This is a genomic window from Phenylobacterium sp. (assembly GCF_036264965.1).
GTDB lineage: Bacteria > Pseudomonadota > Alphaproteobacteria > Caulobacterales > Caulobacteraceae > Phenylobacterium.
The window spans coordinates 37,061-47,793 of the sequence record NZ_DATAPY010000117.1 but is presented as its reverse complement, the minus strand read 5'-3'; the positions used below and the strand labels follow the sequence as shown (position 1 = coordinate 47,793).

At 70.1% G+C, this 10,733-nt stretch carries 12 protein-coding genes; all 12 read right to left on the bottom strand.

Translation table 11 applies throughout. The annotated features are described in order from the left end of the window. Positions 1 to 881: hypothetical protein (locus VHS75_RS15470; protein ID WP_329639508.1), on the bottom strand; the 881-nt coding region annotated here is incomplete at its 3' end. A gap of 76 nt (positions 882 to 957) precedes the next feature. After that, positions 958 to 1,260 carry a hypothetical protein gene (locus VHS75_RS15465; protein WP_329639507.1) on the bottom strand — a complete coding sequence of 101 codons (303 nt, stop codon included), beginning with the start codon at positions 1,258 to 1,260 and terminating at the stop codon, positions 958 to 960. Positions 1,261 to 1,524: 264 nt separating this feature from the next. Then, a complete protein-coding gene (locus VHS75_RS15460) occupies positions 1,525 to 2,064 on the bottom strand; it encodes a DUF1003 domain-containing protein (protein WP_329639506.1) in 540 nt (179 codons plus the stop codon). A 51-nt stretch (positions 2,065 to 2,115) separates the two neighbouring features. Continuing rightward, on the bottom strand, positions 2,116 to 3,528 hold the full coding sequence (locus VHS75_RS15455) for an amidase (protein WP_329639505.1): 1,413 nt from the start codon (positions 3,526 to 3,528) through the stop codon (positions 2,116 to 2,118). 62 nt (positions 3,529 to 3,590) lie between these two features. Next, positions 3,591 to 3,746 (bottom strand): hypothetical protein, encoded by a 156-nt coding sequence (locus VHS75_RS15450; RefSeq protein WP_329639504.1) that lies wholly within the window; start codon positions 3,744 to 3,746, stop codon positions 3,591 to 3,593. Between the two features lie 234 nt (positions 3,747 to 3,980). Then, entirely contained in the window at positions 3,981 to 5,093 is a 1,113-nt protein-coding gene (locus VHS75_RS15445; RefSeq protein WP_329639503.1) for a hypothetical protein, read from the bottom strand. Position 5,094: 1 nt separating this feature from the next. Next, positions 5,095 to 6,255 (bottom strand): TonB family protein, encoded by a 1,161-nt coding sequence (locus VHS75_RS15440; protein WP_329639502.1) that lies wholly within the window; start codon positions 6,253 to 6,255, stop codon positions 5,095 to 5,097. 88 nt (positions 6,256 to 6,343) lie between these two features. Next, positions 6,344 to 6,547: a hypothetical protein gene (locus tag VHS75_RS15435; RefSeq protein WP_329639501.1), complete on the bottom strand. Its 204-nt coding sequence runs from the start codon at positions 6,545 to 6,547 to the stop codon at positions 6,344 to 6,346. Between the two features lie 173 nt (positions 6,548 to 6,720). Continuing rightward, positions 6,721 to 7,785, bottom strand: a complete 1,065-nt coding sequence (locus tag VHS75_RS15430) for a hypothetical protein (RefSeq protein WP_329639500.1) — start codon at positions 7,783 to 7,785, stop codon at positions 6,721 to 6,723. Between the two features lie 459 nt (positions 7,786 to 8,244). After that, entirely contained in the window at positions 8,245 to 8,625 is a 381-nt protein-coding gene (locus tag VHS75_RS15425) for a hypothetical protein (RefSeq protein ID WP_329639499.1), read from the bottom strand. 46 nt (positions 8,626 to 8,671) lie between these two features. Next, on the bottom strand, positions 8,672 to 9,190 hold the full coding sequence (locus VHS75_RS15420; protein WP_329639498.1) for a UrcA family protein: 519 nt from the start codon (positions 9,188 to 9,190) through the stop codon (positions 8,672 to 8,674). Between the two features lie 128 nt (positions 9,191 to 9,318). Then, positions 9,319 to 10,626, bottom strand: coding sequence for a hypothetical protein (locus tag VHS75_RS15415; protein WP_329639497.1), 1,308 nt, complete (start codon positions 10,624 to 10,626; stop codon positions 9,319 to 9,321). Between the last annotated feature and the right edge of the window lie 107 nt (positions 10,627 to 10,733).

Here is a 10,733-nt window from a genome sequence, read left to right as displayed (position 1 = left end):
TCCTTGCCCACGCGGGTGAAGCGCTCGGTGACCTTCAGGGTCTTCCAGGCGCCGAAATAGGCCTGGGCCTGCGGGAAGTGGTCGGTCTCGACGACCAGGGTCTCGCCCTCGTAGCGGCCAATGCTGTCGCCGAACCAGGGCCGGACGTCGTCGGTGCGGTGGCTGGCGTTCAGGCGGATGTGGCGTACGTCGTGGTTCATCTCGACCACGATGCCGACCTCATCCTTGCCCTGCACGATCAGGTAGTTGTTGTTGTACCAGCCGTTGGGGAACATCGGCGGGCCGGCGTTGCGGCCGAAGCCGATGATGCAGCGCTCGCCGACGCCGCGGCTCTCCGGATTGTCGAAGGAGCCCATCCGGCCGATGGCGACATTGCCCTGGGCGGCGAACTGGTCGAAGTCGGCCGCCTGTTTCACCGCTTGGCGGCCCGCCTCGACCGAGCCCGCGCCGGGCGGCAGGGGTTTGGCGGCCTCGCCGCGAGGCGGCGGCGGCTGGCCGTCGGCGGTGGTGATCAGCGAGGTGCGAGGTTCGCCGTTCACGCGCATCACCTTCGCGCCCTGGTCGATCCAGGCGCGGTCATAGGCGCCGACATTGTCCGAGGCGCCCCCCGCGCCGGCGGCGGTGACGGGGGCCGCGGAGGCGGCGTCCTTGGCGGCGACGGCGCCTTCCAGCAGGCGGACCTCCTCCGGCGTCTGGGCTCGGCGCGCGCCGTAGAGCGCCGGGCGCGCCTGGGGCGTGAGCGTGGTGTTTGTCCAGTCGCCGCCGAAGTCCGGCTGGCCGAAGCCATTGCGCGGCGGCTGATAGGGCGCGGCCGCCGCGGGGCCGGCGAGCGCCAGACCGCAGGCGAGGCCGGCCAGGCCGCAGACTACGCCACGCTTCATGGACCCATCCTCCCAGGACGTCCCGCCCTTCATCGACCCTCGTTCGCCACGCGTCAACGCAAGCGGGCTCGCCGCTTCAGTTGCGGTAGAGGTTGGCGAGGCGCTTAGCCTCGCGGTTGTCGAAGCCGGGGGGCCAGGCGAAGTGGGCGCGCCATTTCACCCGGCCGCAGCCGGGACAGTTCCAGGCGACGCGGCGGGCCACCTGCTCCAGGCGCGTGGCGTGGCCGCCGGACTTCAACTGGCGCAGCCGGTCGATGACCCGCTCCACCTTGTAGGCCTTCGACCAGCCGCAGAGGCTGCAGACCAGCAGCAGGCGCGCGCCCGGATAGTGGCGATGGTCGCCGAGCGCCGCCTGGTCGCCGATGGGCACGATGCGCATCTTGAAGTCCATGCTTGGAACAAAAGCAGAACATTAGGGACATGGCGAGTCGGAAATTCGGGGCGAGGCCGCATTCTTACGTTGGTAATCCGACGTTTGCCGCGCGTGGCGGGGGCGGAACGCGGGCCAAGCCAGGGCGTTAGTTCGCGGCTTTTCAACGGCTCCACAAGGACGAGGTTATCATGCGCTCCATCCTGCTCTTCGCCATCGGCGTGCCGCTTCCGGTGATCCTGCTGCTGGCCTTCTGCACGCACCACTTCTGATCTAGGCCGGCGGAGCTGTGCCGGCCTTGCCGGCGCGTTCGGCCTGCAGGAGGTCGGTCAGGACGGCGATGGCCTCGGTGAGGGCGAGGACTTCCTTTTCGCGGAGCGCGTCGAGCTTCTGGTGCAGGAGCTCGATCTCCAGCTCGGCCTTGATGTTGATCTTGTGATCTTCCTCCGCCTCGCGCCGGTCGATGTCCTGTTGGCGGTTCTGGCTCATCATGATGAAGGGTGCGGCGTAGGCGGCCTGGAACGACAGGGCCAGGTTCAGGAGAATGAAGGGATAGGGGTCCCACTTCTGCACGTAGGCGGTGACGTTGAGCACGATCCAGACGAACAGGATCGTGGTCTGGATGATGATGAATTTCCACGAGCCCATGGTCGAGGCGACCATGTCGGCGACGCGTTGGCCCAGCGTCAGATCCTGTTCGCCCTTAACCGCCGCATGCTCGGCGCGCAGGTTGCGGCGCAGGAAGCGCAGCTGCACCAGGAGCTGGCGTTCGGCCTCTTGGAGTTCGTGTCTCACGCCGTCGATCACTGACATCGCGCTGCTCCGTCCCGGTTTCTCAACGGGCAGGATCGGCGGATTCGCCGGTTAGTGCGCCCAGAGCTTGCGGGTCAGCACCCCGACGCGGTCTTCGATGGCCTGGGCGGCGTCCAGCGCCAGATCCTCGCGGTAGCGGCCGGCGATCAGCTGGACCCCAACCGGATGGCCGGCCGCGGTGAGGCCGGCGGGGGCGACGGCGACCGGCAGACCCAGGACGCTGATCGCGCCCAGGAAGCGCTGGTCGTTGCGGAAGATCTCGCGCAGCGCCGCGTCGCCCTGCAAGTCCGCGTCGAAGGCGGGCGTGGGCTTAACGGCCACGGGCGCCAGGACCAGGGGATAGGTCTCCAGGAACATCAGCCACTCGCGAAGGATGCGGGCGCGCGCGGCCATGGCCTGCATGTAGCCGACGGCGTCGAGGAGGGTGGCCATCTTCAGGAGGCCCTCCAGGGCGCCGATGAAGGCCGGGCTGCCGAGCTCGCGCATGGGGCCGAGCTGGACGGTGGCGATCTCGGTGCAGATCAGGTCGCACCAGAGCTGCCAGGCCTGGGTGATGTCAGGCACGGCGACCGGGACGACCTCGTAGCCGGCGTCGGCGAGGTAGGCGGCGGCGCGGTCGCGTAAGGCCAGGACCTCGGGGTCGGTCTTCAGGTCGGCGGGGATTTCGGCGAGGGCGACCTTGATCGGTCGGGGCGGCGCGGGGCCGGTGAGCGGAGCGGGGACCTGCCAGGGGTCGCGCGGGTCGCGGCGGCTCATCACCTCCAGGGCGAGGCGGGCGTCGGCGACCTCGCGGGCCAGCGGGCCCTGGACGCTCATCAGCTGGGCCATGGGCGGGCGTTCGGCGGCGGCGCTGGGGTTGTAGGCGGGCACGCGGCCGAGCGTCGGCTTGATGGCGACGACGCCGTTGCAGCTGGCCGGCCAGCGCAGGGAGCCGCCGATGTCGTTGCCGTGGGCGATGGCGCCAATGCCGGCCGCGACCGAGGCGCCGGCGCCGCCCGAGGAGCCGCCGCAGGTGATGGCGGGGTCCCACGGATTGTAGGTCTGGCCATGCAGCGGGTTGGAGGTGAAGGCCCGGAGCGAGAACTCCGGCGTGTTGGTCATGCCCAGGATCACCGCCCCCGCGGCGCGCAGATTGGCGACCACCGGCGAATCGCCCGGGGCGATCAGATTCGCCAGGCCCGCAACGCCGTTGGAATTGGCCTGGCCCTCCAGGTCGATGTTGATCTTCACGGTGACCGGTACGCCGTGCAGGGGCCCCAGCGGCGCGCCGGCGGCTTGAGCCTGGTCGGCGGCGCGGGCGGCGGCGCGCGCCTCAGCGCTCAGGTCGACGACGACGGCGTTCAGGGCGGGGTTGGCGGCGGCCTTGCGGGCGAGGTGGGCCTCGAGAACCTCCGTAGCGCTGACCTCGCGCGCGGCGACCCTGCGGGCGGTCTCCACCGCCGACCACTGCCAGATCTCCGCCATCGCACGCTCTCCGCCACCTAGTGGAAAGCCTAGCCGGATCGCGCTTTAGGCCAAGGGAAAGCTCAGCGCGGGGCGCAGTCTTCGTAGCGTGGGCAGGCGGTGGTGAAGGCCGCGTCGCAGGCGTGGCTTCGCAGCGCGGCGTCCAGGGTCGGCGCGGCGCAACAGGGCAGCACCTGGGTGAAGCGCACGAACAGCGCGATCCCCACAAGCCAGCTCATGATCGCAAGCCAACGCCGCTCGCGCGGTGTCAAGCTGATCGCCCGAACCATTGTAAGCAACTCCCCGACGCCATCCCCGGCCGGCGTCCGTGGCGAACCACTTACCGACGCGACGTCTCTGGAGGGATGTGTTGGATTGCCGCTGCGACGTAATAGAGTCGCAAATGTGCTGAATTGACGGCAGCTTGACCGTAGACTCTACAGTCAAGCTATGACGAGGTCGCCAATTATACTTCAGTTCGCCGGATTCTTGAGGTTGAGCCGGATGGGGATGTGGACGACGCCGCCTTCCACGGGCTCGGCGTCGGCGGACCAGAGGTTCATCTTCATGGTCGAGGCGAGCTTCACCGCGGCCTCGGAGAATCCCAGGCCGTCGGGGGCGCCGGGTTCCGGCGCGCAATCGGTCAGCCGGCCGTCCGCGGCGACCGTGCATCGGGCCACGCCGCGGCCGGTGGTCAGGCCATTGGCGGCGGCCTCCGGCGGAAACAGCTTGGGGATCGCCTTGGGATCGAAGGCGGCGACCCAGGTGGGGGCCATCACCGTGCGCGCGGCAAGTTCGGCCGGCGGGGGAAAGCGGATCGGCACATCCACCCACAGCTCCCCGGAATGGCGGGTCTGGGCGAGCTGCGGCGTGACCCGGAACCTGGCGGCCGCCAGCGCGGTGGCCGCCGGACCGAAGCCCAGCTTTTCCGGCGCCTCCTTGATGGTCTGGCAGCCGGCGAGGACCCCGGAGCTGCGCACCTGGCAGTGGGCGACCGCGTAGCCCTCGGCGTCGCCGGCCTTGGCCGGATAGGCCGCCGCCAGATCGTCGAAGCTGGCCGCCGCCGCCCAGACCGGGAAGTCGAGCATGGTCACCTTGCGCATCTGCAGCGGGTTGTGCAGGCCGAACGTTCCGCCGGCCATCGCCGCGGCCATGGTGACCTGGCTGTCGGTCCCCTTGAAGCTCACCGAGATGTTCTTGATCGCCGCGATCGGGACGCCGTCGGGACCCAGGGGCGGCGCCAGCTTGATGGTCGGGCGCATCTCCAGGGCGGCCTTGCCGAAGCCCTTGCCGGGGGGTGCTTCGTAGGCGACGTCGCAGCGTTCGGCCAGGCCATGGACGTCCACCAGGCAGCGCAGGGTCACCCGTCCGCCGAGGCCGGCCTGATAGGCCGTGCCCGGCCAGATCGCCACCAGCTGTTCGACGTCGTCGTCGGTCCCTTGCATGTCGATCTTGGCGTCGGCCGGCGGCGGCTTGGCGCCCGGCGAGGTCACGTCGACCGGCGAAACCGTGGTCGGCGCCGTGGCGGGCGGCGCCGGCGGCGCGGCGGCCGCCGCGAACATCAGGGCCAGGATCTGCGCGAGCATCCTACTTCGCCTCGGGCTTGAGGTTGAGACGGATCGGGATGTGCACCACCCCGCCCTCGACCGGCGCGCCGTCCGCCGACCAGAGGTTCATCTTCATGGTCGAGGCCAGCTTCACGGCCGCTTGGGAGAAGCCCAGGCCATCGGGGTCGCCGGCTTCCGGGGCGCAGGCGGTCAGCGCGCCATCGATCCCGACATCGCATCGGGCGACGCCGCGGCCGGTGGTCAGGCCGCCGGCGACCGCTTCCGGCGGGAACAGCTTGGGCGTGGCCCGCGGGTCGAAGCTGGCGACCCAGATCGGCGCCATGACCGTGCGGTCGGCGATCTGCGCGGGCGGCGGCAGGCGGATCGGAACGTCGACCCACAGGTCGGCGCCGTGCGGCGCGCGCGCCAGGGCCTCCGGCGCGATGCGGAACTTCGGCGTCAGGCTGAGCGCGGCCTTGGCGAAGCCCGCGTCATGCGGCGCCTCCTTGATCGCCCCGCACTGTTGCAGGAGCCCGGCCTTGGGGCCTGAGCGGTCGACCTTGCAGTGGGCCGCCACATAGCCTTCGACCCCGCCGCCGGCGGCGGGATAGGCGGCGGTCAGGTCGTCGAAGTTGGGCGCGGCGGTCCACAGCGGATCGTCGACCATGGTCACCTTGCGCATGGCCAAAGGGTTGCCGCGGATCGACGTCTGGGACGCGATCAGGCCGTCCACATCCTTCATCGACCGGATGGCGGCGCTGGTGGCCTGCGTCCCGACCAGCTCCTTAGCCGGTGGAATGAAGGTGAGGTTGAGGGTCATTCGCGCGGTGACCGGCTGGCCGTCGTCGCCCTTGCGCGGGACCAGCTTGAAGGTGGGGCGAAGCTCCAGGGCGGCGGCGGCGAAGCCCTTGCCGGTCGGGCTCTCGGAGACCACCTGGCAGGTCTCGGCCAGACCGTGGGCGTCCACCTTGCAGTTCAGCCGCACGTGGCCCTGGGCGCCGGTCTGGTAGGCCAGCGCCGGCCAGATCGCCACGAAGTCGCCGTTGGCGGACTCCTCGTCGCTGGCCACATCCACGACCGCATCGGCGGGTGGCAGCTTGGTGGGCGGCGGCGCCTTGACGGTCAGCGGCGAGACGGTGTTCGGCGCAGCGTCAGGCGGCGCGGCCGCCGCGAACATCAGGGCCAGTATCTGCGCAAACATCGCCGGTTCTCCGCCGTCTTCTGTGCGGACCGAAGTGTGGCGCCGGACGCGGCGGTTGGATAGCCGACGGGCGCGCGGCCGCCTCGGCTCAGGGGGCCGGCGGCGGCCGCTGGTGTTTGGGCTTGAGCGCGCCGCCGCGAAGATCGCGATAGGCGACGGAGAAGTCCGGGGTGCGCCGGCGCGCCATGCGCTGCTCGACCAGGGCGGCGACCAGGGCGATGGCGACCACCACCCCAAGCGGGTGCCCCGCGAGGCTGTGAGCGAAACGAAGGACCTCTGAAACCTGGCTCATCGGCCAATACCTAAATACACGTCCCATCACAGGCTAAACGCCTATGCCTAAGAGCGCGTGAAGCAAGTTGCTTAACGCTGTCAGATAGATAGAAAAAGGCCCCGGCTCTTGCGAACCGGGGCCCAAAGTCTCGCTTCCTCCTCCCTCAAGGGAGGAGGGACGCTGCAGTCGATTTAGTCGGCTCCCCCCTTGGGGGCGCCGCCCTTGGCCGCGGCTTCCTGCTCCTGGCGACGGGCGCCGCCGAGCATGCCGGGCAGGGCGTAGTTACCCTCGTGGCAGGCATATTCGTAAATCTGCCCGTTCAGCTTGTAGAACTCGTACTCGCCGCCCCAGGGCTTGGCCCAGGCGGTCGGGTCGTCGATCGAATATTGGTAGAGGACCCGGTCCTTGCCGTCGCGGCTGAAGCGCTCGGTGACCTTCAGGTTCTTCCAGGAGCCGTTGTAGGCCTGGGTCTGCGGAATGTTGGTGGTCTCGACCACCAGGGTATTGCCTTCCCAATGGCCGACGGAATCGCCCATCCAGGGCCGCACGCCGTCGGTGCGGTGGGTCCCGCCGATGCGCACGACGCGGGTGTCGTGCACCATCTCGACCTCGATGACGAAGGCGTCCTTGGTCTGCAGGAACTGGTAGTTGTTGTTGTAGAAGCCGTTGGGCAGCATCGGCGGGCCGGCGTTGCGGCCGAAGCCCATGATGCAGCGCTCACCCAGCGAACGGTTCTCCGGGTTGTCGAACGAGCCCATGCCGCGCGGGAAGCCGCCGGCGGCGGTCTTGTCGATACGGGCCGGGGGCTGGCCGTCCGGGGTGGTCAGGAACGAGGTGCGCGGCTCGCCGTGCACGCGCATGATCGCCGAGCCGGGGTCGAGCCAGCCGCGGTTGTAGCCGCCCACGTCGCCGCCGGCGGCGGCGAATTCCGGACGCAGTTTCGAAGGGTCTTCCTTGCCGCCCTCGGCCCCGGAGTTGGGGTCGGTCGGCTTGTTGCCTTCCACGACCTCCTGGGCCACCGCGCCCTCCATCTTCTTCACCTCTTCCGGGGTGTAGGTGGAGCGGTTGCCGAGCTTGGCCGGTCGACGCTCCGGCGTCAGCGTGGCGTTGGACCAGAAGCCGCCGAGATCGGGGTGGCCGTCGGCGGCCATCGGGGTCGCGGTCTTGGCGTCGGCGGCGAGCGCCATCTGGCTGGTGAAGACGATCGGCGCGGCGCAGAGCGCGGTTCCGACGGCGAGCATGAGAACGCGGTTCACGGCTGACTCCAGGAAGAATGGTTCGCGCCTCAAGCGCGATGAATGGATCCACTAGCAATTTACGGCGTCGGGCGCCCCCGGGCAATGAGTCCCAGGGGCATGGCCTGCCGGATGGACGCCCCTTTGCGCTTCCATCGTTGCGGAACTGTTTCAGGCGGGGCCGCCGCGGGGCGCGATTTTGCCGAAGTTCCAGGGGCACAGTCCCCTTGAGGCTCTCGGATCGTTCCCGAGGCCTGACCGGCCGTCAGACCACTCCTGCCACCATCAGGCGTGCTGATTGCACCCCAGGGCCGACCGGTCCAGAGCCCCCGACGCTGACACTCTCCCGGCGCCGGGGGCTCCGCCGACGACAAGCTACGCAGCCGTCAGGCGCCCATCCGCGACAAGGCACGCAGCCGCGCAGGGACAACCGTCACCCTGGGCGCGGGCGGGTGACCGGCAGATGAACCATGGCGGAGCTTAGACGGTGGGCGGATCGTCGGGCGGGTCCGGCCGCGGCTCGGGCGGCGGGGCGGCCTCCGTCGGCGGCGGGCTCGGCGGATCGGCGACCACGGCGGAGGCGTCGGCGGCCGGCGGTGTCTGCGCGCTTTCGACGGTGTCATCAGCGGTCGGCGCGGGGGCGTGTCTGGGCGCCGCGACGGGCGTGGCCGGCGCAACGCCGTTCGCCACCTCGATCTGCAGCGACTTTTCCTGCGGCGGCGGGAAGGGCGAAGGGCCTGAGGCGGACGCGATCTGGCGGCTGAGGCCGGCGGCGAAGCCCCCGACCGCCAGCACGGCCAGACCCGCCACCGCGAGCCGGCTCAGACGGCGCGAATGCGGACGGATGTCGAGAGCAGCCATGGAAAGTCAACCCGGCGTCCGCCCCTTCGTTCCCGCGAGCCCCCGGTTAGTTTCCGCGTGCGGCCGTGTGTTGGCCGGCGCGCGACGTCGGGCCGCCGTAGCGGGCGCGGTTCGCCGGGGTGTCGGGGATCGGGCCGTTGTCGACGGTCGTGTAGGACGTCCGATCGTCGTTCGGATTGTCAGGCGCGATGGCGCTGGTCGGCGTCCCGTAGGTGTTGACGTAGGCCGGGTTGGAGCTCGCGTCGGCGAAGGCCTGACGCACCTGGCCCATGGCGCCGCGGATCGCGACGTCCTTGCAGGACTTGCCGATGTTGTGGTTCGAGGCCGGGTCCTGGTCCAGCTGGTCGCAGAGCCGGCCCGCCGTGTCGCTGACCCGGCGCAGCAGGCGGTCGCGGTCGGCGCGCAGGTTGAGGTCCAGGTCGGCGTAGCTGACGGTGTCGCTGAGGCTCATGGCGCGCGGGCCGTGCCCGGTGACGGTGACCTCGTCGACGTTCTGGGCGAAGGCGGGGGCGCCGGCGACGAGCGCGGCGGCGGCTGTAAGGGTGGCGAGCGCGAGATGACGCATGGGGCGGTCTCCTGGCTGGGACCGCGGACAGGTGAGGGCAGGCACGGCGGTCCCCTGAAGCCCTTGCAACGGCACAGCCCCGGCGCCGGTTCCACCGAACGACGCTCCGCGGGGCAAGCGGGCCGCGCTCAGGCGTCCTTGCCGGCCTTGATGGCCTTGGGGACCAGAAAGATGATCGGCAGGATCGCGGCGTAGACGGCGATGGTCGCCCAGAGCGCGGTGTTGAACCCGCCGTGGTGCTCGTAGAGGTCCGCGCCCCACAGATCGCCGACGCGGGTGGAGATCCAGTAGAGCGACAGGAAGAGCATCATCATCGTGCCTTCCAGCCCCTTAGGGCACGAGCGCATGGCCAGGTCGGTGAAGGCCGCCTGACCGATGCCGCCCAGGAGGCCCATGGGCACCGCGGCCCAGAGCGCGCCGGAGGCCGATCGGATGAGCAGCAGCGAGGCCATCTGCGGCACGGCCAGAATGGCGCCGATCCACAGCAGGGTCCCCAGCCTGAGCCGCTGGGCCAGCCAGGCGTAGAGCAGATAGACCGGCAGGAAGCCGACATAGAAGATCGAGAAGAAGGCCCCGACCTGGGCGTCGGTGGCCTTCAAGTCATTGGCCATATGGTACTGCAGCGCCACGCCGGCGCCGGGCGCGAACTGCCAGAGAAGCTGGATCATCACCACCGGCCAGATGGCCCAGGTCTTCAGCAGGCGAAGGACATCGGCGCCGGCGGTCAGGCGCAGGGCCGGCTTCTCAGTCCCGGCCTTGGCGTCGTCGAACAGGCGCCTGGGCCCGAAGGCCCCGAAAGCCGTCATGGCGATCATCAGCCCGGCGCCGATCAGGAAGATGACTCGCGCGGCGTTGGTGGCGCCGGCTCCCTCCAGCGCGCCGCTCAGGATGCCGCCGAGCAGGAACGAGATCACCTGAGGCGTCAGGATGGCGGCGTTCATCACGGTGCTCATCTGGCCGGACATGGCGTGGTGGCGGCCCACCGACGAAGCGAGGCCCGCCGCGGCGCCGCCCACGAACTGGCTGAGGACGGTGAGCAGGAAGACGCTGATCAACAGCGTCGCGTAGGCCGGAGCGATGAAGGCGGTCCGGCCGAAGACCACCGCGGTGGCGAAGCCAAAGACCACGAGGTGGCCGCGGTCGCCGGCGCCGCCCGGGCTCCAACGGTCGCGGATGAAGCCGAAGACGAAGCCCACGAACAGCGGGATCGAGATGATCAGGTTGAACAGGGCGGTCTGGTTGGCGGCCAGATGCAGGCGGTTCTTGAGGAAGAAGGTGATCGGCAGCCCGATCAGGCCTTGATACGGCGCGGCGAAGTTGCCGATGAAGATCGGCACGCCCGCGTAGAGCAGCAGCCGCACCCGCTGGCCGCCGTGCAGCGGGATGGCCGGCAAGCCGGGGACTTCCTCAACCGTCGCCGCGGCCGCCTCCGACATTATCGCGCTCCCCGAACGCGTTAGGCGTAGCGTGTGGATGCCGCGAGCGGAAGGTTCGGCGCCGCTCCGGCCCCGCGGCTTTCGCGACGGCGCCGCGCATTTGCACT